Origin of the sequence: Mesorhizobium sp. LNJC391B00 (assembly GCF_000502535.1) — a bacterium.
Lineage (GTDB): Bacteria > Pseudomonadota > Alphaproteobacteria > Rhizobiales > Rhizobiaceae > Mesorhizobium.
Window position 1 is genome coordinate 698,238 of sequence record NZ_AYWI01000003.1, and the last position, 23,815, is coordinate 722,052.

Below are 23,815 nucleotides of genomic sequence, written 5' to 3' on the forward strand. Positions count from 1 at the left end.
TCGGATCCAGACAAGGGGTACCGCTTTCCTGGAGGCGCATCGCCACCTGTACAGGTTCACAATCATTCGACCGTGACCGATTTTGCGAGATTGCGCGGCTGGTCTACATCCGTCCCCATGAAGAGCGCCGTGTGGTAGGCTAGAAGCTGTATCGGGAGCGAGAAGATCATTGGCGCGATAATCTCGTCGACAACCGGCAGCACGAGCGTGTGCATGGTTTCGAGTTTCGATACGGCTGCCCCTTTTTCATCGGTGATGAGGATAATCCGCCCTCCACGGGCAGCCACTTCCTGCATGTTGGAAACGGTCTTGTCGAAAAGACGGTCATGGGGCGCGATGACGATCACCGGCATGTTCTCGTCTATCAAGGCGATCGGCCCGTGCTTCAATTCACCCGCTGCATAGCCCTCGGCATGGATGTAGGAAATCTCCTTGAGCTTCAGCGCACCTTCCATCGCTAGCGGGAAACTGGTGCCACGGCCGAGATACAGGACGTCACGACACTTTGACAGTTCGCGCGACAAGAACTCGATTTCCGGCTGGATGCTCTCGAGTACGTGGCCCATCACGCGCGGCAATTCGGCGAGGCTCCTGACGAGCTCCTGCAGCTCGTCTTCGGGGACCGTCCCGCGGGCTCTGGCGGCGCCGATGGCGAGTGCTGCTAGAACGGCAAGCTGGCAGGTAAAAGCCTTGGTAGAGGCGACGCCGATCTCCGGTCCGGCAAGGATCGGGAAAACCGTATCGGCCTCGCGAGCGATGGTCGATTCGCAGGCATTGACGATAGCGCCAATTTTCAGCCCACGCTCCTTGCAGTACCTCAATGACGCAAGCGTATCGGCGGTTTCGCCGGACTGCGAGATGAAAAGAGCTGCCGACTGCGGCGGCAACGGGATCTCGCGGTAACGGAATTCGGACGCAACGTCGATTTCAACCGTCAGGCGCGCATAGCGCTCGAACCAGTATTTTCCGATCAGTCCGGCGAAATAGGCGGTCCCGCAGGCAGAGATCGCCAAGCTCGGGACCTTGGCGAAATCAATGCCAGGAACCATGTCGCGACTGTCTATGATGTTAATGTAATGACGGAGAGCATGGGCGATGACCTCGGGCTGCTCGTAAATCTCCTTCTCCATGAAGTGGCGATGGTTGCCCTTGTTGGCGAGATCGGCCGCGGCCGTGGAGATATGGCGCGGACGCTCGACGGGACGGCCGTCGACATCGAAGATATGGGCGCCCGAATTGCCGACAACGGCCCAGTCGCCGTCGATGAGATAGGTAATTTCATTGGTGAAGGGAGCAAGGGCGATCGCGTCGGAGCCCAGGAACATCTCGCCGTCGCCGTGACCGATCGCGAGCGGTGGCCCGTTGCGCGCCGCCGTGATGGTCGACGGTTCATCTTCGAAGAGGATGGCAAGCGCATAGGCGCCCTTGACGCGTTTCAGCATGGCACGCGTGGCCTCTTGCGGCCTCATGCCCTCTCGGCGGTATCTTGCCAAGAGATGCCCAACGACCTCGGTGTCGGTGTCGGTCTGGAACTCGGCGCCATCCGCCGCCAATTCGTCCTTCAGCTCGGTGAAGTTCTCGATGATGCCGTTATGGACTACGGCGACACCGTCGCTAAAGTGCGGGTGCGCATTGCGTTCGGTCGAGGCCCCGTGGGTTGCCCAACGCGTGTGGCCGATGCCGACGTTGCCGCTCAGCGGCTCTTCCTTCAGTCGCCTCTCGAGGTTGACGAGCTTGCCCTCGGCGCGCCGGCGGTGCAAGGCACCCTCGATGATCGTCGCAACGCCGGCGGAATCATAGCCGCGATATTCCAAACCCTTCAACGCGCCGATCAACCGATCCGACACCGGCTGTTGCCCAACGATGCCAACAATCCCGCACATGTTCGTCTCCGCATCTTTGCGGGCAGCACCAGCCCACGCGAGACGGATACCCGTCCGGCCGCTTTAAGTGGCGGCCTTGTAGTAGAATTCCATAATATTGGTAAAATTGATTGTTGTGATAACTACCATCCACCCGATGGATAGGTCGGCCACTGTGGAGCCACGACCCAAACTTCTATTCGCGCCTGACGCTCTTATGAGGATCGCAAACTCACACCCGCGGCAGGATCACGGCCTCGGAAAGGCCAGGAGGCCTTGGACAGTGGACGGACGACGGGCCTGCGGCCCCTTGTCAGGCCGTCGGCATCTAGGAGCATGGTGCCGCCGACTTGGGCATCGGCGATGGTCTGTCTTGGCGACAGCCTGAGTTCGCTTCAGGACCGTCGTCGATTCGCGCGGCTGCCGGTGTCAGTTGACGATAACAAATGTCCGCCGGGGGCGAGCGCCTCGCGCACGGCACGTGCCAGCCGCGGTCGGTCCGGGACGCCGTCGAAGGCGTTGGCCGTGAAGACTCACGGGGCGTGACACCAGAGTAGCGAGTTCGTAGCGCGTAGCCGGCGACGAATTCGCAATTGGTCGCGCCGGCGCCGGTCAGCCGGCGCTGCGCGGCCTCCAGCTGGTCGGCGTAGTGCGACGACATGGCGGGTGATCGTGGCGATCGGCACAGCCGCCCCGCAACAGAGGTCGACCACCTCCATGCCCGGCTTCAGCCCGGTTGTCGCAAGCGCCATCTTCGCTGCGGTCGCGCTTGTCATGCTGCTCTTTCCTGGCCTTTGCAAGAACACGAACCTCGGCTTCGGTCGGAATGGCAATGTGGCGAAGGGCGACCCGATCTGCGTCAAGCTCATCGCCAGGGAAGAGGCGAATGATGAGCAGCCCCACTATCGCCTGATCACCACCGGCGGCCGCCGATGTTCCCAGCATTCGCGTTCCAAGGTCGGCATGTCGTGCTCCTCGCTGGCATAGCCGAGGCAGAAATAGCCGATCAGCGTCCATTCGGGCGGCGTGTCGAGAATTTCGGCCATCTCGGTCGCATCGAGGATCGACACCCAGCCCATGCCGATGCCCTCCGCCCGCGCCGCCACCCACAGTGTGTGCACTGCCATGACGGCCGAATAGTCGATGGTCGCCGCCATGGTCATGCGACCGAGCCCATGGCCTTGTCGGGTCGTGCGGTCGGCGAAGACCGCGAATTGACAGGGCGCCTCGTCGAGCCCGGCAAGCTTCAGCCGGGCATAGAGTGCGGCGCGCTCTCCCGAAAAGCGCGTGAGCGCCTCGGCATTGCAGCGCTCGAAGCAGTCTCTCACGGCAGTGCGCCGCTTGAGGCTCTCGACTACTACGAAGCGCCAGGGCTGGCTGAGGCCAACGGAGGGCGCAATGCTGGCGAGCTCGAGCAGGCGTTCCAGCGTACCCTCTGGCAGAGCCGTCGGCTCGAAGCGCCGCACATCCCTGCGCCAGCGCAGCAGCGTGATCAGCTCGGAGCGAAAATCGTCGGTGAAATCTGGAGGTGACGGCATGGCGGTCTCGTTAGGTATGGATTGGCATTAGGGAGTACAGTGTGGACAGCCTCTGCCTATTGCCAAGCTGGCTTGTTGCGTCCGACAATCGCGTCATGCGACCCCAACCGCAAACGATAGAAAAATCTTTCCTGGTGGGCGGCGCTATTACGATGCAATCGACCAAGCCAGTTTCGATCAGCTCGCACCGCGGTGAATCGTGTACCAGGCCGTTGCTAAATGCGCCATTGACACTCAGGCGCACCCGTATCGCTCACCAGGCCTCGGAATGCAGAGAACGTCGGCCTGGAACGCGGAGACGGCGACAGGCGTCTCAGCTTGCATATGGTCGTTCCTGCCGCACCGCCTGCAACTCAGTTTGCTTCCGACCACGTCGGCCTCGACGTCCCCGAAGATTCCCCAGGTCATTCGGCAGATACCATCGTCTGTCGTCATAGCGCCGCAGCGGACAGCACCAGCTGCCCAGTTTCATTTGGTGCATCGCTGAGCTTCCAGTCGCCACCGCAATTTCGTCTTCCACCAGCGTCAGGCATGACCCAAATTGGAGCTCATCCCTCTCACAGTCGATTCGCGCTTGAACTATATGTTCTACTTTCGTTCACTGTTCGGACGACACATTAGAAAGAGCTGGAATGGAATCTATCATCAGCCCTCGACAGCCGCCAAAGGTGGCCGCTGTTCAAGCCCGCCGAAAAATTTGGATGCCGTTCACAAGGGGAGAGCATTGGTGGGACCATGCCGGCACCATCTACCTCTTTGTTCTTCTCGGGGAACATCGCCCGGGCCAGTGGTCTCAATCGTGACCGGAGAGTAAAAATAACTGACGCGCATCAGGGCTCGCGCATGTGGAACGAGATGAGCATCCCAGTTACTGGCACATTCTACAATCAGCTACCAATTGACAAAACGTAAGGCAGGAGACGGTTGAGACGTGGAAGGTGTTCGACCGTCGTACCGCAGAGTCGCCATAAGTCGCATTTACGAGGCCCTAATATTTGATGCAAATGGCTGGGAACGTTGCTCACCCTCAACTCGGAGGTGACCGTTACCATCAACAGCGGATGGGCTGGTGCCGTCATGAAGTTGGAGGGCGACTTGCTTCCTCTAGCCGTTTTCGCAACCTATTCCGTCGCCGTCTCGGTCAAGATCATAGATATCGGTGCCCACGACAGAGACCGGCCCGTGTACGTATGCGGGACCATTGCCCTTTCCGGAGGAACAGTCGACATCGCTGGCGATTGGAACACAGGCGCCTGTGTAGTTAGGGTCGCAGGATTCTTGGCCATGAGCGCTGCTGATGAAGGACGCCAGACCCAGAGCGACCGCGCCTAGACGATGAAACCGCATCAAACACCCGCCAGCCAACACCCAAGAAATCTTAGCGGGCATTTTAGCTCCATGCAATATTAGCGCTGGCTTGGGCGCCTATATATCACCACCAAGCTCCAAAGAGATAAGTTATTGCCCCACTGCAATGATCAAGATCGCGTTGAGGGTCGCGCGATGGCGGGCTACTTGATTTCGGTTTGGCAGATGCGCGGCCAAAGACCGACGCGTGCTGCCAGGCATATGCATCTGCGGCGGGGTTTGACTTTTGATATTGCGAGGCAGGAAGGTCGCTTGCTGTACAGAGGAGCTTATTGCCGAGGTCGAGAATCTTAGTGCCGATCGATGGTAGTGCATCCACATCAGTCTGATTTTCGACAGCCGTCGTCGAGCCGGAGTGCGCATCTCCCTCTGCGGTGAGGCCTCCGTAAGCGTCTGCGACGACCGACAGAGTCGACAACCACGCGCTTCGTTCAGCCCCCCGAGGTGATCATGGCTGAAAGCGGTCCTACAAGGGCGGGCGATGTTAGCCGTCAAGGCCGACAAAAGGCAAACGCTGTGGGATCGTGTGCAGGGCGAGGTCGGCGTCCCGGTCCCGAAGGAGCATAAGAAGTACAAGGCGGAATGGCTGAAGCCGGGACTGGTCGGCCGGGTCAGGAGGTCGAAGAGCGAAGAGAAGCTGCGCCACGCAAGGCTACCGGATTTCTGGGAGGATAACCAAAGAGCACGGTCAGTCTTGGGTATATTGTACGATTGTTACCCAAGCGGCGGCCGGCATGGAACTCTCATCCTCGTGGAGCTAGGGTTGTGCTATGGCACAGCCCTTTCAATCCGCCCCAATGAGCGCTTCATTTCAGATGATCGTGGACCACTATGAGACAGCGGTTTCACTCCAGGAGCGCATTGTAACTCGCGCTCGACAAGTCGGCTTGGCGACCAAAAGCGATGACGAATTTCTGGAGCATCTGAATGCCGCGTTAGAGCGGGTGCGCCAAAGCTTGGCTCGGGCCGATTAACGTAATTGATTAAAAAATGGGACATCCGCGGTCGGCAGGCATACAGTGTGCCATCGACGGCAACTCTAAGGGCGTCCGTCGGCTGTGAGCGATCAACATGCTTCCGCCCCGATAGGGAGAGGGAGCTATGACAGACTCCAGTTCACAAACNCCGTCGGCTGTGAGCGATCAACATGCTTCCGCCCCGATAGGGAGAGGGAGCTATGACAGACTCCAGTTCACAAACTCACACTGCCGCGCAACGCGACACCGGCCAAAATTCGATCTATCGCAATTCGCTGCTGCTTCGAATGTGCTCGGCAGACTTGGCATTGCTGCAACCTCATTTCGAAAGCGTCTCCCTTGGGCTGAAGACGCATCTCGAAGTGGCGGGGTCACCGNGGTGGGCGAGCTGCGGCCTGGTATCGAAGCTGAGATCGGAATCATTGGTTGTGAGGGCATGACCGGCTCAGCGCTTATCATGGGCGATGACCGGTCAACGCACGATTGTTACGTCCAATTAGAAGCCCGAGCCTTTGTTATCGACGCGGGCCTCTTCACCAAGGCGCTTTTGACAAGCCCAACCTTGCGAACCTTTCTGCTCCGCTACGTTCACTACTTTCACCTCCAGGCAAGCTTCACCGCGCTCAGCAATGCCCGGATGAACATAGTCGACAGGCTCTCAAGATGGCTGGTGATGTGTGATGATCGCGTCGACGGGAACAGCTTTGCGATTACGCACGAGTTCTTATCAGTTATGCTCGGTGTCAGGCGGCCCGGCGTCACCATAGCGCTGCAAANGCTTTGCGATTACGCACGAGTTCTTATCAGTTATGCTCGGTGTCAGGCGGCCCGGCGTCACCATAGCGCTGCAAACCTTGGAGGGCCAAGGTCTGATACGCTCAATGCGAGGAGAGGTAGTCATTCTTGATCGCGCGCGTCTAATTGCGCTGGCAGATGGGTCATATGGCAGGGCTGAAGCCGAATACGCTCGGCTAGTCGGCAAACTGCATTGATCGCAGGCGCCGCGGCGTCCGTAGCGCCGCGACGGTGATCGCCAACGAATGTGCTCGACAGGAGATGGTCGATCTCCTGCATTGGAGTCACGTAAGCCGCCTAGACAGAGCCTTCACCGCCGACGTTGCCGAGCATCGGGATCCAAGACGAAGCTGTCATGCCGGCACCGCTGCATGCGCCCCGCGAGGAACAAACCGCCCCTCGCCTTCGTTCAGGATCCCGAAGCACGATACGGCTGTGCACCACCTTCCGGCCACTCAAAGGAGACCCGAGACGACTTGGTCCGTAAAGGAGGTTTTCGAAGAGCATCTGAGGCTTCGCGCGGCAGGCGATATCGAGGAGGATCTCTTGGGCGCACTGCCATCTAACCTCGATTAAACAGGCACTGATGCGCTGGCTGGAGCAATGGCGAGACTCATTGCACCAGCCAAGTTCAGGGCATGTGCAGACAACCGCTTTTGGCCCGGAACAGATCGATTGCCGGCATAGCCTTATCTTTCCCTCACAACGGGAAGGCTGTTTCGGGACTTTTCGAAATCAGCGGATCACAGGCTCGCCATGGAAGCGGCGGCGCGATGGAGGAGAAACGCCGAAGCCAACTTCCATCATCAGCCGTGGCCTGTGCGACGGCACGGTGCCCATATGGAACCCGAACGGATCCTCGACGAAACCGAAACCGGCCTTGCCGGTCAGCGTGACCGGACTCTGCTTGCCGTAGACGTCCAGAATCTCTTGCGCTGGATGGCCGACGACAAGCGTAAATTGGTGCTTGAGGGCGCGGCGATCATGGCTGCCGCGAACATAGATATGCGGGCCGGTCCCCTCGTCGACGGGCACCAGATAGAAAAAGAACTTCAGCATCCGCCAGTCGTCCAGGTCGAAGTGGTATTTGCCGAGCGAAGCCAGGTTCTTGTCCGCGTCCGACGCCTGGCCGGTCGGGAAGCTCCACCAGACGCGCGTCGTGATCAGCGTCGCCTGGCCGCCGAGATAGTGCGCCGCGATATCCATGAGCAGCGGATCGTTTTGGATGGCAACGGCCGACTTACAGCCCAGAATGCGCTCGAAATAATGGCCGCTGAGCAACGGACGGCCAAATCGCGCCTCAGCCTCCGCATGCTCCGCCGGCATGAACTCGAGTCGGCGATCGAAATTGCCGAAACAAGGTGTGCACCTGGCGAATGCGGCTACATCTTCAGCCACCATTGCAGGCAGGACAAGGCCGGGAAAAAGCCCATCCATCCGCAGCGCGTCGACAACGTCGTGGCAATTGACACCGGCAAACATCGTGTCCTGGGCTCTTTGCGGCCTTCGGACCGGCTTTGCACCACGCCAGTGCATTCTCCGTGCCGGCATGGTGCGCGCCAACATGAACATGGGCAGCCACGCCGGGTTCTCGCGAATATCCGACAGGTAGGTCGGAATGCGTACGGCTATGCGACGCAGCATGCTGCCGTTTCGCGCGATTGTCTCAAGGCTTGCAGCGCCGGCTTTGTCGGAGTTCATAACGGTCATCGGGGTCCTCAGGTCATGAATGCACTTATCGACGAAGTTGGGTCCCGGTGTTTCGCCGAAACCCGATTCGCCGCGGAAGAACTAGGCGCTTGCCACGTTTTGTGCAACGCACCATTGCAGTGAGAAAATGGAGGTTGCGCGTTCGTATAAGACAATCGCAACCACTCCAATTACCTCAGGAACTGTCTGTAGCCGCCGCCCATCAGGTAGCGGCCGCGTTGGATGGCGCGACGTACCTGATCGCGAAGATGGCCGCCTGGATGACGCCAATCTTCTTCGACACGGCGTCTCCCGAACAAGGCAATGGCGACCTCCTGATGAGATGCTCCCGCCAGCGAGCCATCCAAAGCCTGCAGTACAATACGCAGACGCGCTCCGCGGTGTTCCGGCGGAAAGCAAGCAGCTGACACGCGGCGGCAATCATTGATGTCGTTCAGGAACTGAAGGGCAGCGACATGGAACTTGAGGTGCTGCGGCTGAAGGATTGCGTCGACATATAGCCGCAACGGGCGGAGGACGGACGCACCGGAAACGGCGATCTGCAGACTCCGGCAGTTCTCCCTCAGCAGCACGTGCTGCATGCCAGCAGCTGTCAGCAGGATGTCCTTGCAGCATGAGAGCGAAGAAAGGTGAAGCGGTTCAAAATCGTGGTCGAGCCCCAGCGGCTCCGCGGCCGCTCGTAGAATACAGGCGCAATCGCGCGGATCCCAAAAGACCCTCGCCGATGTAGCGTCCGACTGTGGCGCGTCCGCGAAAAAGGAGGCTCCATTGTCTTAGGAAAGCTGATTCTGTCGTCAACTCGATTATCTTCATGTCGGCCTGGGTTCCGACGAAGCAGGCGGACGGTGCCATTTTGGCGTGGTCGCGCTGGAATTGTGGATTGCGCCGAAGAAACTCCCAGGCCCAGCCAGTGCGTGGCAATCGTCTGGCGTAGTGGTAAGCGTCCTGGCGACGCCAGTCCGGCCAGCATACAAGGCCGACCGTCGCTTCCTTGGGCAAACCAGCATCCTTCATGGCACAGGTGTCCACAATGGCGCTATGCTGACGGGCCTAGAACCGGTTGCCACAGTACCGGTCCGCTCAGACGTCCCCTGCTGCGGATGCGCAAAAGGCTCGCGTGGGAAATCTCGAGAAACCCAGCCACCGCCTCCGTTTTGCCGACGCACTTGGGTTCTCCGATGCGCGACAATGGCCACGTAGCAAGGCGGAGGATCCGCTCCATGCGCGTGTCCGTCACCGTTACGATCCGGGTCAGATCCTTGGCCAAGCCGAACTCGATCATGCCCGCGAAGAGCTCGTAGNGCTCGTAGGTCGCCTGAGCCAGCCCGCCCGCTGCCTTGGGCGCCGACGGAGGAAGATCGAGCGCGAAACGACTGCTCTCCCATATGTCGGTGGTCGAGGGCACGACGTCAGCACCCAGCAGCACCGGGAAGGTGTCGCGCAACATTGTGGGTCCGGTGCTGGGCAAAAGACGCACGCAACCGCGAATTCGCCAGTCGGATCCTTTGAGGAGCAGATAGACAGGCTTGAGAGCATCAAACGGATCGGATTCCATCTGGTCTTCGGTATCAACTTCCCAATCGAGCCTTTCCTTGAACACCCGAAACCTGAGCCCGTGCATCTCTTTGAGCTCGCCTGCAAAATCACTGTAAAAGTCTGGTGCTATCAGTTGCATCATGGTCGCCTCCATGTGGGATGTGTTCCCGCCATCGAAGGGCAAAGCTGACAGCGATGCAGCCTGTAGAGGTTTACAGGTATCGTGGCTGAGAATCAGGATCTCGTCAGGCCGGAGGCAGCCATTCGTGCAACGGCTCGGTTGATCGTTCGAACGCCAAACTTTGCCTTGGCGTTTTCCAGATGAAAGGTCACGGTGCGCTTTGAGACGCCGAGAAGCTGGCTAGTATCCCAAGCCGACTTGCCGCGCGCCGCCCATTTCAGACACTCGAACTCCCGCGGGGTGAGCGTTACACCATCCACCACGCGATGATCGGCGAGCCTTCGCCGGACATGGATATGAAAGTTGATGGCCACCAGCTGCAATGCTTTTTCGTAACGTGCCAGTGACCGCAACAGAGGCGGACGGGACTCGTCGGAAGCAAAGGTCAGGGCAGCAAACCGGCCGAGATGATCATGCATGGACATCGTCAGGCCGCCGCAGATGCCAAACTCAGCCGCACTCTCTAGAATTTGTTGCTGCGAATTCGGCAGACCGTGCCGAGCGCGATCCACACCCCAATCGAATGTATCCCAGCCTTGCAGCCCGCGCANAGCCCGCGCAGGATGACCGGATCGAGACTGTGGTACCGCTGTTGCAGATAACGTGACGTCCAGGATGAAGGATAGTTTGAAATCAATTGGGGGGCGTCGCCGGAGGCTGACGGGTAGGTGAAATAGGCGAATAGCGGGAAGTCGAAGCCGGCTGCAGCGGAGGCCATTGCCTCACAGAGATCGGCAGCATCAACACTTGCAGACAGTTGCTCGACGAAGTTCTCAAACACGCGATGCATGTGTCCTGTGCGTAACCTCCGTAACGCTCAATGCCAGGCAGAGACCTTGTTTTAGATGATCCCGGACGAATACGGCGCGTGCCGAGAACGTGGCTAATCTGTTGAACCAATCCGAAATAGTCTGACGTTGTCTATGAGCCGTGTGCCGCCGAGCCAGGCGGCGGCAAGCAACCGTGCCGGTCGATCGAGGCTTGTTATCGGGTGCAGATCTGCCTCATCGCGAAGTTCCAGGTATTCGACCTCGCGATAGCCTGCAGCCAGAATTGCTGCGCGAGATTCTGCAAGCGTTGGCAGGATGGGTGAGCCGCGCTCAAGCCGCTCAGCCGTCTTGAGCAGGACCGATGATAGCTTGGGAGCAACAGCGCGTTCCGCTGGCGAGAGCCGCACATTGCGCGATGATAGCGCAAGACCGTCGGCTTCACGGACTGTCGGACAGGCAACAATGGTGATTGGAATATCCAGATCCCGGGCCATGCGCCTGACCAGGTGAATTTGCTGAAAGTCCTTTTCGCCAAAGAAGCCGAAGTCAGCGCTGGTCTGCAGGAAGAGCTTGGCGACGACGGTCGCCACGCCGTCGAAATGCCCCGGCCGGAATGTACCGCACAGGCCTTCGCTGACACCGCAAACCGAAACGGTGGTGGCGAAGCCCGCCGGATACATCTCCTCTGCATCTGGCGCATAAAGCAGGTGCGCGCCGACCGGTGCCAGTTTGGCGGCATCCTCGTCCTCGGTGCGGGGATACGCGGCAAGATCGGCCTGGCTGTTGAATTGCTTCGGGTTGACGAAGAGCGTCACTATCACACGGTCTGCCTTCTCGAGTGCAGCGCGCACCAGGCTGAGATGGCCCTCATGCAGGACGCCCATCGTTGGCACCAGGGCTATCCTCACACCTTCGCAGCGCCATGCGGCGACGCTTTCGCGAAGCTGGTCAACGCTCCTGACGATCGGCACGCTCACGCTGCTTCTCCGCTCTTGGTGGCGTCCGTGTCGGCGGGCTTGGGCGCATCGGCAAACACGTGCTCTGCGGCGGGAAACTGGCGCTCCTTCACCTCGCGCGCATAGGAAGCGATCGCAGCCGCAGCCGCCTCCCGGAGTTCAGCATAGCGCTTGACGAACTTGGGCCGGAAGTCGCCGAAGAGGCCCAGCATGTCGTCGACGACGAGAATCTGGCCGTCACAGGTTGCCGAGGCACCGATGCCAATGGTCGGGGTCGCCACCTCCTTGGTGATCCGGCGGGCGAGCGCCTCAGGAACCTTCTCCAGGACGACCGCAAAGGCGCCCGCTTCGCCCACCGCAATTGCGTCGCGCCTGATGCGCTCGGCATCCCCGCCCCTGCCCTGTACGCGGTAGCCACCGATGGTGTTGATGGCCTGCGGCGTCAATCCGACATGGGCCATGACGGGCACGCCGCGTGCGGCGAGGAAGCCGATCGTCTCTGCCATCGCTTCGCCGCCTTCGAGCTTGACGGCCGTGCAGCCGGTCTCGGCCATGACGCGCGCGGCATTGCGGAAAGCCTGCTCTGGGCTTTCCTCGTAGGAACCGAACGGCAGGTCGACCACCATCAGCGCCTGCTTGATGCCACGGCGCACCGCCTGGCCGTGCGTGATCATCATCTCCAGCGTGACACCGAGCGTCGAGGGCAGGCCGTGGAGAACCATGCCGACGCTGTCGCCGACGAGCACCACATCACAATGGGGATCGACAAGCCGGGCGACTGGGGTGGTGTAGGCGGTAAGGCAGACGAGCGGCGTCCCACCTTTGCGCGAACGAATATCCGGCGGTGTGATCGCCCTGGTGTCATCATAAGCGCTCATGGGACCCTCCTTCCCCTACGTTACCAGCTGCGGCTGTCGCCTTTGGCACATTTTTGTGCAGGTGCGAAGAGCAAAAAAATGGCCATGCAGCTGCGGGGTGTTGACGTGCCAATTGGCACGCTTACACTAAATCGATTAAGGTGCCCCCGAGTTGGCCAAATAATGGACGATCAGGCAATAGGACTCAGGAAAGACAGAGCCGCCGGCAAGGCCGACAACGTCAAAGTGGACTTGATCGCCTTTGTGGTCGCCGTAAACGGCAGTCAACCCTGTGTCCTCACCATCGGCCAGGCGGACACCTTGCCCTCCGGTCCCTTTGCGCTTGAGCACCGATCGCTGCAATCCGGCTTGAGGGGGTGGGTCGAGCAGCAAACCGGCCATCGGCTGGGGTACATTGAGCAACTCTACACGTTCGCGGATCGGGATCGCATCGGCGCCGAGCGCCAGCAGCGCGTCATCTCCATCAGCTATCTGGCATTGACGCGCAAGGAACAGGCAGCGGGCTCGCCCAAGTGCGGATGGCAGAGTTGGTATGAATATTTTCCATGGGAGGACCACCGCTCCGGCACGCCTGCGGTCGTGCTGGACGTTCTGCGGCCGCGCCTGATCGAATGGGCAAACGGGGTTGGCGATTCGGCCACGCGACGTGAACGCTGGCAGCGGGCCACGATAGCCTTTGGCTTCGACGACCGCCTTTGGAACGAGGAACTCACGCTTCAACGCTATGAGTTAGTCTACGAAGCAGGCCTGGTCCAAGAGGCCGTAAGAGGGCGGGACGCAGGACCCCCGCCGCTGGTGCCCAGCAAGTCCATGGTCGCCGATCATCGCCGCATCGTGGCGACCGGCATTGCGCGGCTGCGCTCCAAGATCAAATACCGCCCAGTCGTCTTTGAGCTGATGCCGCCGGTCTTCACGCTTTTGCAGCTGCAGCGAACCGTGGAGGCGCTCGCCGGCAGGCTCATCCACAAGCCGAACTTTCGCCGACTGATCGAACAGCAGGAGCTGGTCGAGGAGACCGGAGAGGCCACCACTGAGACCGGCGGCCGGCCAGCGAAGCTTTTCCGTTTCCGCCACGCCGTTCTCGACGATAGGCTCATCGCCGGGACAAAATTGCCGCTGGCGCGGGGTTGACATCCCTTATACTCACAGCAAGTATATGCTGGTTATTTTCAGTTAGAGTATAAGCGGGAGGGGGTCGATGGGCGCCATGCTGCCTACGGCCGCGTTGCTCTACGAGCGCGTCCGACGAGTGATCCCGCCGATTGAATGGCCGGCTTTCGCCGAGGATATCGAGGCGATCCTTGCGCTGAAGCGCGAGCGCAACGCGATCATCCTGGCGCACAATTATCAGACGCCCGAGATCTTCCACTGCGTGGCCGACATCGTCGGCGACAGCTTGGCACTAGCCCGCACGGCTGCGACGGTCGATGCGCAAGTCATCGTGCTGGCCGGCGTCCATTTCATGGCCGAAACGGCCAAGCTCCTCAATCCGGGCAAGACCGTGCTCATTCCGGATCTCAGCGCCGGTTGCTCGTTGGCGGACTCAATCACGGCAGAAGACGTGCGCTTGATGCGCCAGCGTTATCCCGGCGTTCCGATCATCACTTATGTAAATACGTCCGCCGAAGTGAAGGCCGAGTCGGATATCTGCTGTACATCCGGCAACGCCAAGGCGGTCGTCGAATCCCTTGGGGTTCTCCGGGTGATCATGTTGCCGGACGAATATCTGGCCCAGAATATCGCCGCTCAGACAGATGTGCAGATCATCGCCTGGAAAGGGCGTTGCGAGGTGCATGAGCGCTTTACACCGGCCGACATCCGCGAGTTGCGCGAAAGCCATCCCGGCGTGGTCGTGCTCGCCCATCCCGAATGCCCGCCCGACGTCGTGGCTGAAGCAGATTTTTCCGGCTCGACGGCTGCCATGTCCGACTATGTCGAAAGGCAAAGGCCGCCACGTGTCGTGCTGATGACGGAATGCTCAATGAGCGACAACGTCGCGTTAGCGCACCCAGAGGTCGAGTTCATCCGGCCCTGCAATTTGTGCCCGCATATGAAGCGGATCACGCTTGCCAACATCCGCACGGCGCTCGAGCAGAACCACCATGTCGTAACCGTCGAACCCGGGATCGCCGGGCGCGCGCGGCTAGCGGTCGAACGGATGCTGGCAGTTTGAACGCCGACCTCCGCAGCTTCTTCGGGCGGCCCATCATCATCGGCGGCGGCATCGCCGGACTGATGACCGCGCTTCAACTGTCGCCGGAGCCGGTGCTTCTTCTGTCAAGGTCGCTGCTGGGAGCAGACAACTCGAGCACCTGGGCCCAGGGGGGCCTGGCTGCAAGTTTCGGCGAAGACGACGATCCGGCAATGCACCTGGCCGATACGGTTGCCGCCGGGGATGGTCTCTGCGACAGAGACGTGGCGAGCCGCATCCTCCAAGCCGCGCCCAAGGCCATAGAGGGGCTTGCGGGCTTTGGGGTTCGCTTTGACCGCACGCCGGAAGGATCACTGTGCCTCGGATTGGAGGCCGCACACAGCCGACGTCGCATCGTTCATGCGCATGGGGACGGCACCGGGCGTGAGATCATGCGTGCGCTGATCGCGGCTGTGCGTTCCACTCCGTCGATAGTTGTCGTGGAGGGCGTGGAAGCGCGCCGGCTCGCAGTGCGAGAGAATGCGATCCGAGGCGTCTGGGCGAGCTGTTCGATCGCACCTTTCTTCTTCGGCTCACGGCGGGTGGTTCTCGCCACCGGTGGCATCGGGGGACTGTTTCTCGACACCACGAACCCTTGGGGCAGTTGCGGACAAGGCCTTGCGCTTGCGGCCCGCGCTGGAGCTGTCCTAGCCGACCTCGAATTCATTCAGTTCCACCCGACCGCGCTTGACGGCCCAGAACGCCCTATGGCGCTGGTCAGCGAGGCTGTGCGAGGCGAAGGTGCTGCCCTGATCGATGAAACCGGCCAGGCTTTTCTCCAGAGCGTGCCCGGGGCGGAACTTGCGCCTCGCGATGTCTTGGCCCGCGCCGTGTGGAACCATCTTGCGGACGGCCACCATGTTTTTCTCGATGCCCGACAACGGCCAGGCCCGGCATTCGCTCGACATTTCCCGACAATCGCATCAGCCTGCCTTGGAGCGGGCATCAATCCCGCGCGCGATCTCATCCCCATTCGTCCGGCCCAACACTACCACATGGGTGGCGTTGCCGTGGACAGCTCGGGCAGGACCTCCGTCAAGGGGCTGTGGGCCTGCGGCGAAGTCGCTTCGACAGGACTGCATGGCGCCAACAGGCTCGCCAGCAATTCCTTGACGGAGGCAATCGTGTGCGCCCGCTGGGTCGCTGAAAGCGTCGCCGGAACGCCTGCGCGCAGAACAAGGCCTGCGTTTGCGAACGTTTACCCACCGCCCGCTCCGATAGCCGTGCGCGTTTTTCTGTCGCGCGCACTCGGCATCGTCCGGGATGGTCAAGCGTTGAAAGCGGCCGCGCGTGCCTTATTGCCGCTCGCCGAAAGCAAGGATGCGGTCTCGGATCCGGCGGCTGTCGGGCTAATGATTGCTGTTGCCGCCTTGTTGCGCGAAGAAAGCCGCGGCGCTCATTACCGGACAGATTTTCCTCATCATGCGACTGCCGCCCGACGGTCCGAAATCACGCTCGAAGCCGCCTTGGCGGCTGCGCGGGAACTCGGACACTCGCCAAGCTCCGAAGGTGCAAAGGGATGATGCTCTCACCGCTCCCCACGGTCCTGCTTGAGCCGCTTGTACGGGCATCTCTTCTTGAAGACCTTGGCAGAGCCGGCGACTTGACCACGGATGCCATCGTCCCGAAGGAATGCCAAGCGGGAACCGTGTTGGTGGCGCGACAGTCCGGAGTTGTCGCCGGCATCGATCTGGCGATGCTCGCTTTCGGCTTGATTGATCCTGGTGTCGAAATCTCCGTGGAGCGGGCAGACGGCTGCAATGTCGTGGATGGAGAGGTCATTGCATCAGTGGTTGGCCCGGCCCGGGCCATTCTCACAGCCGAAAGGACGGCACTCAATTTTTTGTGCCATCTGAGCGGCATCGCCACAGCAACGGCATCGATGGTCGCTGCGGTTCGTGGATATGGCGCGAAGATCGTCTGCACCCGCAAGACGACGCCCGGATTGCGGGCAGTCGAAAAGTATGCCGTGCGCGCAGGTGGCGGGTCCAATCACCGCTTCGGCCTGGACGATGCAATTTTGATCAAGGACAACCACATCGCCATCGCAGGCGGCGTCCGGCCAGCGCTCGAGCGAGCACGAAGAGCGGCCGGTCATCTCGTCAAGATCGAAGTCGAGGTCGATACTCTGGCCCAGTTGGAGGAGGTACTTGGCTTCGCTCCCGATGCGGTTCTGCTCGACAACATGTCCCTCCCCGATCTTCGCCGCGCCGTCGCAATGGTCGGTGGCCGCGCTATCACCGAGGCTTCTGGCGGGATCACGTCGCATACAGCGCGAGCGGTTGCCGCGACCGGCGTTGATCTGATTTCGGTCGGCCGACTCATCCACAGCGCGCCGATCCTGGATATCGGCCTCGACCATCGGGGCTCATGATTGTCTGAGTAACGAACAGGATTGGGTCAACTGTCCTTTCCGATCATCATAGTCAGATAGCAAAGACCCGCAAGACAGACCGGAGGAACAGCATGGAGATGCAAACGGCAAGTTCAACGCAGACACCGCCACAGGCCAAATCTCTTGCCCCCCCTGACCCTGGAGCGTGGACCTTGGAGAAGGCTCAGGCACTTTACCATGCCCCCTTCAACAATCTCCTCTTCCTGGCGCAAACGGTGCACCGCCAGAATTTCGATCCAAACAAGGTCCAGCTCAGCCGGCTGCTCAGCATCAAGACCGGAGGATGCCCGGAGGATTGTGGCTATTGCAGCCAGTCGGCGCGTCACGAAACCGGGTTGGAGGCCTCCAAGCTGATGGATGTCAGGCGCGTCATCGCCGAAGCGACCAAGGCGCGTGATGCCGGCGCCACCCGTTATTGCATGGGCGCGGCCTGGCGAAACCCCAAGGCGCGCGACATGGATGCGGTGGTGGCGATGGTCGAAGGCGTCAAGGCGCTGGGCCTGGAGACCTGCATGGCACTCGGCATGCTCGATCTTGAGCAAGCCGCTCGACTGAAGCAGGCGGGCCTCGACTACTACAACCACAACATCGATACGTCAGAACGCTACTATAGCGAGATCATCGGTACGCGGAGCTTTGCCGAGCGGCTCGAGACGCTTGACCACGTTCGCAAATCCGGCATTAAGGTCTGCTGTGGAGGCATTGTCGGCATGGGCGAGGAGCCGGTGGACCGGATCGACATGCTGGTGACGCTGGCCAATCTGCCGGAACATCCGCAAAGCGTTCCGATCAACATGCTGATCCCGATCGCCGGTACGCCGCTTGCAGACGCCAAGCCCATTGAGCCGATCGAATTCGTGCGCGTGATCGCGCTGGCGCGCATCATGATGCCGAAATCGCATGTCCGTCTGTCCGCCGGCCGCACCGCGATGACTGACGAGATGCAGGCGCTGTGCTTTTTTGCCGGCGCCAACTCGATCTTCTTCGGCGACACGCTGCTGACGGCGGACAATCCCGGTGAGGACAAGGATACCCTGCTGTTCCGGCGCCTTGGCATCGATCCGATGGAACTCGAGGCGCAATGAACGGGGCGCCGCTTGCCCGTTATGATGCGACCTTGCAGGGGCTAGCGCGCAAGGACCGGCTGCGGACGCTTTCGCCCCGCGCCGGGCTGGACTTCTCGTCGAACGACTATCTCGGGCTGGCCGCGTCCAGAAGACTTGGCGATGCGGTTGTGGCGGCGATTGCGCGGGGCACGCCGGTTGGCGCCACCGGGTCGCGGCTGTTGCGCGGCAATGCACCGGAACACGAGCAGCTCGAGGCAGACGCGGCGGCATTCTTTGGAGCCGACCGCGCGCTGTTCTTCGGCAGCGGCTACATCGCCAACTTCGCTCTGCTGAGCGCCCTGCCGCAGAAGGGCGATCTTTTGGTTGTCGATGAGCTCGCCCATGCCAGCATGCATGAGGGTGCGCAGGCCGGGCGCGCACAGTTCGTGCTGGCCGCGCACAACGACGCCACCGCTGTCGAGGATGCGATTACACGTTGGCGCGTCGCAGGCGGCATGGGATGCGTCTGGATCGCGATGGAAAGCCTTTACAGCATGGATGGCGACTGCGCGCCTTTGGAGAGCCTGGTCGCACTTGCCGATCGGCACGGCGCATTCATCGTCATTGATGAGGCGCATGCCACCGGCGTCTGGGGACCGGATGGCCGGGGGCTTGCCGCCGCTTTCGAGGGCCGCGACAACATCATAGCGCTCCACACCTGCGGCAAGGCGCTCGGCGCATCTGGTGGGCTCGTCACCGGGCCGAGGGCACTGTGCGAATATCTGATCAACCGTTGCCGGCCATTCATCTACGCAACCGCGCCATCGCCACTGATGGCGGTCGTGGCGCGCGAGGCACTCGCAATGCTCGCCGACGAGCCTATGCGGCGTGTTCAGCTGCATGAACGCGTCGCCAGCGCCGGCCGGTTGGTCAATCGCTGGGGTGTGACACCAAGTGGCTCTCAGATCCAGCCCTTAGTAATCGGCGATGTCAGGCGCACCATGGCAGTGGCGGCGCGCCTGCAGGCCCGCGGCTTCGACATACGCGGCGTTCGTCCTCCGACCGTGCCCGAGGGCACGTCGCGGCTGCGCATCTCACTGACGCTCAATATTGGCGAAGCCGACATTTCCGCCATGGTCGAGGCGCTGGTCGAGGTGTTGGCCGAAACATCACCGGAGGCGATATGACCCAACGCATCGTCATCACCGGAACGGATACCGGAGTTGGCAAGACCGTGTTTGCGGCTGGGCTCGCCGGTTTGCTGGACGGCTTTTACTGGAAACCGGTGCAATCGGGCCTCGACGGCGAGACCGACAGCGAGGTTGTCGCGCGGCTTGCCGGCTTGCCCTCAGAGCGCGTGCTGCCGGAAGCCTACCGCTTGCGGAGCCCGCTGTCGCCGCATCGTTCGGCCGAGATCGACGGCGTGGCGATCAAGGCTGCCGATCTTGCTTTTCCCGTCCTACCGACGCCGCTCGTCATCGAAGGCTCCGGCGGCCTAATGGTGCCGCTCAACCGGCGCACAAGGTTAATCGACATCTTCGCTGAATGGCGGCTGCCCGTTATTCTGTGCGCCCGCACCACACTCGGCACCATCAACCACACCTTGCTATCGGTCGAGGCGCTCCGCGCCCGCTCCATCCCGTTGGCGGGCATCGCTTTCATCGGCGATGAGATGGCCGATACGCAACGGACCATCGTGGAATTCAGCGGTGCCCCGCAGCTCGGCAGGCTGCCGCACCTCGATGTGCTGACGGGGAAAACACTGAGGGACGCAATGGTTGCCGGCTTCGCCTTCGCCTCGATTACTGGAGGTGACTGATGTCGCAGTCTCATGTGTGGCATCCCTTCACCCAGCACGCACTCGAGCCTGCGATCCCAGAAATCGTCCTGACTGAGGGCGCCTATCTCCACAGGGCCGACGGCGCCCGCATCCTGGACGCCATCTCCTCCTGGTGGGTCGTCACACATGGCCACCGCCATCCCCGCATCATGAAGGCAATCGAGACAACCGCGTCGAGCCTCGACCAGATTATCTTTGCGGGCTTCACGCACGAGCCGGCAGAGCGCTTGGCCAAGGCGCTTGTCGGCCTCGCTCCCGCTGGACTCGACTGGGTGTTCTATTCCGACAGTGGCTCGACCTCAGTCGAAGTCGCGCTGAAGATGGCGCTCGGTTATTTCCGCAACATCGGCGCGCCGCGCTCGCGCATCGTCGTCATGGAGCACAGCTATCATGGTGACACGATTGGAACGATGAGCGTCGGTGCGCGTGGCGTGTTCAACGCCGCCTATGAACCCTTGCTGTTCGAGGTCGACATCATCCCCTTTCCGGCCGCGGGGCACGAGCAGGAGACGCTGGATCGTTTCGAGGCTGTGACCCGCGATCGACGAGCCGCAGCCTTGATCGTCGAGCCGCTGGTGCTGGGCGCCGGCGGCATGCTGATGTATCCAGCATCGGTTCTGGCCGAATTGAAGAAGATCACTGAGGCCTCCGGCTCGCTGCTGATCGCCGACGAGGTGATGACCGGCTGGGGACGCACCGGAACCATGTTCGCCTGCGAGCAGGCATCGATTTCTCCAGATATCCTGTGCACCTCCAAAGGCTTGACCGGCGGCACCATCCCGCTGGCCGTAACGCTTGTCACCGATGCCATCTTCCGGGCGCACTATTCCGAGGACCGGAAGAAGACGTTTTTCCATTCGAGCTCCTACACCGCCAATCCGATTGCCTGTGCGGCAGCACTCGCCAATGTCGAGATCTGGCGCGACGAGCCAGTGGCCGGGCGGATCACGGCCTTGAGCGTGGCGCAGGCCGTCGGGCTGCAACGCTTTCGGGACAATCCATATTTTGCCGACTGTCGAGCCACGGGAACGATCGCGGCGCTCGACCTGCGAACCGGTTCAGCAGGTTATCTCGCCGAGATTGGTCCGAAGCTGCGCGCTTTCTTCCTCGAGCGCGGCCTGCTTGTGCGCCCGCTCGGCAATGTCCTCTACCTTCTGCCACCCTATTGCATCGCAGGCGACGAGCTCGAACGACTCTATGACGCCATTGAGGAGGCCGGGGAACGCTTCGGGTCAAGGCCATGAGCAAGTCGTCGCGCATTCTCGGACTTGGCCATCACGTGCCTGGGCGCAAGGTGGCCAATGCCGAGATCGAGAGCAATCTCGGCCTCGAGCCGGGCTGGATCGAAAGGCGTACCGGAATCCGTTCGCGCTTCTGGGCAACGGACGAAGACACGCTGTCGGGTCTTGCCACCCGGGCTGGCGACATGGCGCTGGTGAACGCCGGTATTGCGCGCCACGACATCGGTCTGCTGTTGCTTGCCACCTCGACGCCCGACCATCTTCTGCCGCCAAGCGCGCCGCTGGTCGCACACAAGCTTGGCCTTGGCCGCGCAGGCGCGGTCGATCTGACCGGCGCCTGCGCCGGCTTCATCTATGCGCTCATGTTTGCGGACGGGTTCACCCGCCTGCATGGCAAACCAGCGCTGGTCATCGCCGCCAACATCCTCAGCCGCCGCATCAATCCAGCCGAGCGCGCGAGCTCAGTCTTGTTCGCCGATGCCGCCGGCGCCCTGGTGATCGGTCAGTGCGATGATGCTGATCGGGGCATTCTCGGTGCCTCGGTGGCTTCGGACGGCTCGCGCTACGGGCTGATCCAGATTCCCGCAGGAGGAAGCAACACGCCGTTCCATGGCGACCTCGACCTCGGGCAGACCCGGATGACGATGACCGACGGGCCCGAAGTGTTCGCAAAAGCCGTCGAGATGATGACCGATTGCTCGACAGCCGCGCTAGCCACTGCGGGAGTGCGGCCACACAATGTCGGCCGGTTTGTGCCGCATCAGGCCAATACTCGGATTTTCGGCGCGGTCGGAAGAAACCTCGGCATTGCGGACCAAGCAATTGTCAAGACGATTGCCGAATACGGCAACTCTTCGGCCGCGACGGTCCCGCTGTCGCTCTCGCTCGCCAACCAGATGAAGCCATTCCAGCCAGGAGAGAAAATCCTTCTGGCGGCGGCGGGTGCGGGTCTCAGCGGCGGCGCTCTCGTGGTTGGAATCTAGCCGGCCGGCTCACGCGCGCAGGATTGGTCATGAATGGCAATAGGAGCAACAGAACCAATGCCAAAAAATGGCCTTCTGAAGCTCGACATGACCAAGCTGACGCAGCACGACCCGTGCGAGCCTCTGGATGAGTTCAAATGCAACACCCGTTGCACCAATCGTACCATCTGAATAAAGCCCAATTACAAAGGGTGAGCCGCCCCATATATGTCGGATACCCGACATTGTTCACATAAAGGGCTCGATGCTTACACGCTCTTTGCTGGCTGCTCTTTGCTGTCTTCTCTTTTCTCTTTGCTCTTTGCTCTTCCGTCTTGACTAGCAGGAGCCTGCGGCTTATCTCATTGCCGCGTTAGCACTCGCTTCGGCTGAGTGCTAGGCATGCTCCGGCAACGGAGCACCGTTCAACATCCGCACCAAGGAAATCCAAAAATGGCAAAGTCGAATTTCCGGCCGCTGCATGACCGCGTGGTCGTACGCCGGGTCGAATCCGAATCCAAGACCGCCGGCGGGATCATCATCCCGGATACGGCNGGCGAAGACCTTCTGATCATGAAGGAATCCGACATTATGGGCATCATCGGCTGATTATCGGCCTCACCGTCAACTGAATTTCGGGCTTGATCGCAAGCCCCTGCCAGGAGCTAAAAAATGGCTGCCAAAGACGTAAAATTCTCCCGCGACGCGCGCGAGCGCATGCTGCGCGGCGTCAACATCCTCGCCGACGCGGTGAAGGTGACCCTCGGCCCCAAGGGCCGCAACGTCGTCATCGACAAGTCGTTCGGCGCACCGCGCATCACCAAGGACGGCGTCACCGTCGCCAAGGAAATCGANGCTCGGCCCCAAGGGCCGCAACGTCGTCATCGACAAGTCGTTCGGCGCACCGCGCATCACCAAGGACGGCGTCACCGTCGCCAAGGAAATCGAACTTTCCGACAAGTTCGAAAACATGGGCGCGCAGATGGTCCGCGAAGTTGCTTCGAAGACCAACGACATCGCCGGTGATGGCACCACGACCGCGACCGTCCTGGCGCAGTCGATCGTCCAGGAAGGTAACAAGGCCGTTGCCGCCGGCATGAACCCGATGGACCTGAAGCGCGGCATCGACCTGGCCGTGACCGAAGTGGTCGCGGCTCTCGGCAACGCTGCCAAGAAGATCAAGACCTCCGAGGAAGTTGCCCAGGTCGGCACGATCGCCGGCAATGGCGACGAGTCGGTCGGCAAGATGATCGCCGAAGCGATGCAGAAGGTCGGCAATGAAGGCGTCATCACGGTTGAAGAAGCCAAGACCGCCGAGACCGAGCTGGAAGTCGTCGAAGGCATGCAGTTCGACCGCGGCTATCTCTCGCCCTACTTCGTCACCAACGCCGACAAGATGGTTGCCGAGCTCGAGGACGTCTACATCCTCCTGCACGAGAAGAAGCTGTCCAACCTCCAGGCCATGCTGCCGGTTCTCGAAGCCGTCGTGCAGACCTCCAAGCCGCTGCTCATCATCTCGGAAGACGTCGAAGGCGAGGCTCTGGCCACGCTGGTCGTCAACAAGCTGCG

At 61.1% G+C, this 23,815-nt stretch carries 19 protein-coding genes and 2 pseudogenes; 12 read left to right on the forward strand and 9 right to left on the reverse strand.

Annotated elements, in window-relative coordinates:
* Positions 1-62: 62 nt before the first annotated feature.
* Complete coding sequence (gene glmS, locus X750_RS153870; RefSeq protein WP_023747263.1) at positions 63-1,883, reverse strand: glutamine--fructose-6-phosphate transaminase (isomerizing); 1,821 nt, start codon at positions 1,881-1,883, stop codon at positions 63-65.
* An 881-nt stretch (positions 1,884-2,764) separates the two neighbouring features.
* Entirely contained in the window at positions 2,765-3,400 is a 636-nt protein-coding gene (gene bluB / locus X750_RS153860; protein WP_023694898.1) for a 5,6-dimethylbenzimidazole synthase, read from the reverse strand.
* A gap of 3,130 nt (positions 3,401-6,530) precedes the next feature.
* On the opposite strand from bluB, the pseudogene X750_RS1000000164310 reads away from it, so the two are divergent.
* Positions 6,531-6,737: pseudogene (locus X750_RS1000000164310) on the forward strand (helix-turn-helix domain-containing protein); the annotation flags it as partial.
* Positions 6,738-7,275: 538 nt separating this feature from the next.
* Here the strand turns inward: X750_RS1000000164310 and X750_RS153850 are convergent.
* The 7 genes from X750_RS153850 to panB form a co-directional block, all read right to left on the reverse strand.
* Entirely contained in the window at positions 7,276-8,250 is a 975-nt protein-coding gene (locus X750_RS153850; RefSeq protein WP_023708080.1) for a hypothetical protein, read from the reverse strand.
* Between the two features lie 170 nt (positions 8,251-8,420).
* On the reverse strand, positions 8,421-8,831 hold the full coding sequence (locus tag X750_RS153845; protein WP_023673629.1) for a DUF2285 domain-containing protein: 411 nt from the start codon (positions 8,829-8,831) through the stop codon (positions 8,421-8,423).
* 455 nt (positions 8,832-9,286) lie between these two features.
* Positions 9,287-9,928, reverse strand: coding sequence for an acyl-homoserine-lactone synthase (locus tag X750_RS153840; protein WP_023747265.1), 642 nt, complete (start codon positions 9,926-9,928; stop codon positions 9,287-9,289).
* Positions 9,929-10,020: 92 nt separating this feature from the next.
* A complete protein-coding gene (locus X750_RS1000000167355; RefSeq protein WP_280805325.1) occupies positions 10,021-10,479 on the reverse strand; it encodes a LuxR family transcriptional regulator in 459 nt (152 codons plus the stop codon).
* Positions 10,431-10,748: an autoinducer binding domain-containing protein gene (locus tag X750_RS1000000166835; protein WP_280805327.1), complete on the reverse strand. Its 318-nt coding sequence runs from the start codon at positions 10,746-10,748 to the stop codon at positions 10,431-10,433. The genes X750_RS1000000167355 and X750_RS1000000166835 overlap by 49 nt, the downstream gene beginning before the upstream one ends.
* A gap of 102 nt (positions 10,749-10,850) precedes the next feature.
* Positions 10,851-11,714: a pantoate--beta-alanine ligase gene (gene panC, locus X750_RS153835; RefSeq protein ID WP_023740408.1), complete on the reverse strand. Its 864-nt coding sequence runs from the start codon at positions 11,712-11,714 to the stop codon at positions 10,851-10,853.
* A complete protein-coding gene (gene panB, locus X750_RS153830; protein WP_023747266.1) occupies positions 11,711-12,571 on the reverse strand; it encodes a 3-methyl-2-oxobutanoate hydroxymethyltransferase in 861 nt (286 codons plus the stop codon). Before panB ends, panC begins: the two co-directional genes overlap by 4 nt.
* 162 nt (positions 12,572-12,733) lie before the next feature.
* Between panB and X750_RS153825 the strand changes: the two genes are divergently transcribed.
* The 11 genes and pseudogenes from X750_RS153825 to groEL form a co-directional block, all read left to right on the forward strand.
* Positions 12,734-13,702 carry a membrane protein gene (locus X750_RS153825; RefSeq protein WP_023673634.1) on the forward strand — a complete coding sequence of 323 codons (969 nt, stop codon included), beginning with the start codon at positions 12,734-12,736 and terminating at the stop codon, positions 13,700-13,702.
* Positions 13,703-13,769: 67 nt separating this feature from the next.
* Complete coding sequence (nadA, locus tag X750_RS153820; RefSeq protein WP_023747267.1) at positions 13,770-14,744, forward strand: quinolinate synthase NadA; 975 nt, start codon at positions 13,770-13,772, stop codon at positions 14,742-14,744.
* A complete protein-coding gene (locus X750_RS153815) occupies positions 14,741-16,285 on the forward strand; it encodes an L-aspartate oxidase (RefSeq protein WP_023747268.1) in 1,545 nt (514 codons plus the stop codon). Before nadA ends, X750_RS153815 begins: the two co-directional genes overlap by 4 nt.
* Complete coding sequence (gene nadC / locus X750_RS153810; protein WP_023673637.1) at positions 16,282-17,136, forward strand: carboxylating nicotinate-nucleotide diphosphorylase; 855 nt, start codon at positions 16,282-16,284, stop codon at positions 17,134-17,136. Before X750_RS153815 ends, nadC begins: the two co-directional genes overlap by 4 nt.
* A gap of 92 nt (positions 17,137-17,228) precedes the next feature.
* Positions 17,229-18,242 carry a biotin synthase BioB gene (gene bioB, locus X750_RS153805; RefSeq protein WP_031242762.1) on the forward strand — a complete coding sequence of 338 codons (1,014 nt, stop codon included), beginning with the start codon at positions 17,229-17,231 and terminating at the stop codon, positions 18,240-18,242.
* Positions 18,239-19,390, forward strand: a complete 1,152-nt coding sequence (locus tag X750_RS153800; RefSeq protein ID WP_023747270.1) for an 8-amino-7-oxononanoate synthase — start codon at positions 18,239-18,241, stop codon at positions 19,388-19,390. The genes bioB and X750_RS153800 overlap by 4 nt, the downstream gene beginning before the upstream one ends.
* Positions 19,387-20,022: a dethiobiotin synthase gene (gene bioD, locus X750_RS153795; RefSeq protein ID WP_023673640.1), complete on the forward strand. Its 636-nt coding sequence runs from the start codon at positions 19,387-19,389 to the stop codon at positions 20,020-20,022. The genes X750_RS153800 and bioD overlap by 4 nt, the downstream gene beginning before the upstream one ends.
* A complete protein-coding gene (locus X750_RS153790) occupies positions 20,022-21,287 on the forward strand; it encodes an adenosylmethionine--8-amino-7-oxononanoate transaminase (protein ID WP_023747271.1) in 1,266 nt (421 codons plus the stop codon). Before bioD ends, X750_RS153790 begins: the two co-directional genes overlap by 1 nt.
* Entirely contained in the window at positions 21,284-22,267 is a 984-nt protein-coding gene (locus X750_RS153785; RefSeq protein WP_023685574.1) for a beta-ketoacyl-ACP synthase III, read from the forward strand. Before X750_RS153790 ends, X750_RS153785 begins: the two co-directional genes overlap by 4 nt.
* Positions 22,268-22,699: 432 nt before the next feature.
* Positions 22,700-22,855 (forward strand): hypothetical protein, encoded by a 156-nt coding sequence (locus X750_RS1000000164315; protein ID WP_023747272.1) that lies wholly within the window; start codon positions 22,700-22,702, stop codon positions 22,853-22,855.
* 63 nt (positions 22,856-22,918) lie between these two features.
* Positions 22,919-23,815 (forward strand): annotated as a pseudogene (groEL, locus tag X750_RS153775) (chaperonin GroEL); the annotation flags it as partial.

Coding starts and splice junctions, on each gene's coding strand:
- X750_RS153800 (WP_023747270.1), top strand. CDS start 18,239: ATGAACGGGGCGCCGCTTGCCCGTTATGATGCGACCTTGCAGGGGCTA.
- X750_RS153790 (WP_023747271.1), top strand. CDS start 20,022: ATGTCGCAGTCTCATGTGTGGCATCCCTTCACCCAGCACGCACTCGAG.
- X750_RS153845 (WP_023673629.1), bottom strand. CDS start 8,831: ATGCAGCACGTGCTGCTGAGGGAGAACTGCCGGAGTCTGCAGATCGCC.
- bluB (WP_023694898.1), bottom strand. CDS start 3,400: ATGCCGTCACCTCCAGATTTCACCGACGATTTTCGCTCCGAGCTGATC.
- nadA (WP_023747267.1), top strand. CDS start 13,770: ATGGGCGCCATGCTGCCTACGGCCGCGTTGCTCTACGAGCGCGTCCGA.
- glmS (WP_023747263.1), bottom strand. CDS start 1,883: ATGTGCGGGATTGTTGGCATCGTTGGGCAACAGCCGGTGTCGGATCGG.
- bioD (WP_023673640.1), top strand. CDS start 19,387: ATGACCCAACGCATCGTCATCACCGGAACGGATACCGGAGTTGGCAAG.
- X750_RS153785 (WP_023685574.1), top strand. CDS start 21,284: ATGAGCAAGTCGTCGCGCATTCTCGGACTTGGCCATCACGTGCCTGGG.
- bioB (WP_031242762.1), top strand. CDS start 17,229: ATGGAGATGCAAACGGCAAGTTCAACGCAGACACCGCCACAGGCCAAA.
- X750_RS153850 (WP_023708080.1), bottom strand. CDS start 8,250: ATGACCGTTATGAACTCCGACAAAGCCGGCGCTGCAAGCCTTGAGACA.
- X750_RS153825 (WP_023673634.1), top strand. CDS start 12,734: ATGGACGATCAGGCAATAGGACTCAGGAAAGACAGAGCCGCCGGCAAG.
- panB (WP_023747266.1), bottom strand. CDS start 12,571: ATGAGCGCTTATGATGACACCAGGGCGATCACACCGCCGGATATTCGT.
- nadC (WP_023673637.1), top strand. CDS start 16,282: ATGATGCTCTCACCGCTCCCCACGGTCCTGCTTGAGCCGCTTGTACGG.